A 1,994-nucleotide genomic window follows, 5' to 3' on the forward strand; every position below is an offset into this window, starting at 1 on the left:
CTTGGTAAAGCGGTTCTTCGTTACGGTGATAATCGGGGCGGGATAGATGGTGTAGTCCTCCGTTTCGTGGAACGCCATACCCTGTGGCGCACCATTTACATACACGCCTTCGAGGTCGCCGTGGCTCTTGACGATGCGCTCGCCGGCGGCATTGTAGGTGTATCGGCTGGTCTTGCCGTTGTCCGACAATACCATCAGGCGGTTGTCCTCATCCCAGTACATTTCGCGCGTCTCGCTCGTGCTATCGTTGGTTACCGTGAGCGGTTTTCCGTTGGCATCGTAGGTATAGTGATTATGCCCGATTTGCGATGGCACCGTCGGGTACTCGCTGTCTTCATACAGATAAGCAAACGCATACGACTGCGCCACCTTGCTCGAATCCACCTTTTGTTTCTTGGTGAGCGGCTCGCCCATGATGCCGTAGGCCATGTCGAGCTGATACGACGCCGTCTTGGCCTTGCCGTTTGCGTGAATAAGACGGTTCTGTGCATCGTAGGTACTTCCGCCGAGAGTGGTTTTGTTATTTTGTATTTGGCTCTGGCCTTTCTTCATTTCTTAGCCTCCCAGCGGAATCCGTATGATAATATTTGATACCATACACTCTTCCCATTCCCATGTGCAAGACTCGATATCGAGTGTTGGGTACCAATACGGCACGCTTTGGATTATTTATAACCGTATCAATATTAGGAAAGCATGCCTCCACTTGATATTTCGAAGAAATATTATTTAAGTCAAGTGTGTCAATTCCTTTTTCTTTCTTTTTTTCTTTTAACTTTATGTCATAGGAGTAGAATAATTCTTTTTCGCCATCAGGCTCAATATAAAAACCTAACATATCATACACGTAGAAAGTCTGTTTCTCTTCGTCAAACGTGAAGTCATGATTGTCGCATGCACAAAGCGTAAACGCTATTGTTACCAATATTATTCTATTTTTTATTGTTTGTCTCTTTTTTGAATTCATTCCACCATTTATTGATTTGCTCGATTTTGTCTTTCTCATCCAGTTTATCATTCTTAAACAAATTCTCGACAGATGCTTTGAAGTGTGTCTTAACGAAGCGACGGAAAGTATTAAAAGTATCACTCCCTTGCTCAGCCTCTATTTCGCGAGAAGCATCATCGTGGTTGCCTGCCTTAATATAACCTGCTATTGTTTTAAGCAAATACTTTGTCAGGCTCTTATCGCGCGCAATCTGCTTAATGTGTCCCACTTCGTGCGAGAATTCGCGGAACCAGAGGTCATAATCCTGCCCGCCTTTGCTGTTATCAAGATAATATGGCGATACAAGGATTCGTGCATTATCGGGGGAACCGCCAATTGTAATGCAATTGCCTTCGGGTTGCAGAATGACCTCTTCAAGCCTTGCATTCTTCACATACGTAATGGGAACGTTCGCAACCAAAGACAATAAGTGAGCGGCTGATTCCGTAAAGGTATAGTACGTTACTTCATGGGGTATCCCCATTAACGTATTGGCAGAGCCTACTGCTTGGTACTGAACAACGGTTTCGACATGTTTTACAACAATGCCCTTAGGAAACATTCCCATAACATCGATATTCGCAATTGGATTCCCGTTACAATATGTGTACGAACTTACCGACACATACTTTTCCGTTAATTTGTCTACCCCATACCATATACTTGCCATAGGGTCCATGTATCTGGCTCCGTAATAATACAGCCCCGTTTCTTGGTCAAACTCCTTGCCATTGAATTTATACGGCATTTCCTCGCTACTGCTGTGTTCGTCAACGAGCAACTCGCCGTAGGGCAGATAGGCATCGAACTGGGTGATGTTGGCCTTGGCGTCGGTGATATAAGAGGTGCTGCCGAGGTGGTCACTATGATAGAAGAAGATGTCCTCGGTGTTGGTGGTGTCGGCAGGGGCATAGCCATAACCCGGTTGGGCATTGTCTGGGTCTTCGGGTTTCTGCCATTGGATGGGTGGACCAGGGACATCTCCCTTGTCGTTGAACTTCGGTCG

General features: G+C 45.9%; 2 protein-coding genes and 1 pseudogene. All 3 read right to left on the reverse strand.

What is annotated here, in order from left to right:
• Nucleotides 1-531 (reverse strand): annotated as a pseudogene (locus tag BN93_RS18150) (RHS repeat-associated core domain-containing protein); the annotation flags it as partial.
• A complete protein-coding gene (locus BN93_RS15305) occupies nucleotides 521-967 on the reverse strand; it encodes a hypothetical protein (protein WP_019189162.1) in 447 nt (148 codons plus the stop codon). The gene BN93_RS15305 and the pseudogene BN93_RS18150, both read right to left, overlap by 11 nt.
• On the reverse strand, nucleotides 933-1,994 hold a 1,062-nt coding region (locus BN93_RS15310), incomplete at its 5' end, for an RHS repeat domain-containing protein (RefSeq protein ID WP_019189163.1). The genes BN93_RS15310 and BN93_RS15305, both read right to left, overlap by 35 nt.

The organism is Prevotella conceptionensis 9403948, from assembly GCF_000312305.1.
GTDB classification, from domain to species: Bacteria; Bacteroidota; Bacteroidia; order Bacteroidales; family Bacteroidaceae; genus Prevotella; species Prevotella conceptionensis.

Bases quoted from the DNA above. Each gene is read 5' to 3' on its own strand.
- BN93_RS15305 (WP_019189162.1), bottom strand. From the start codon at position 967: ATGAATTCAAAAAAGAGACAAACAATAAAAAATAGAATAATATTGGTA.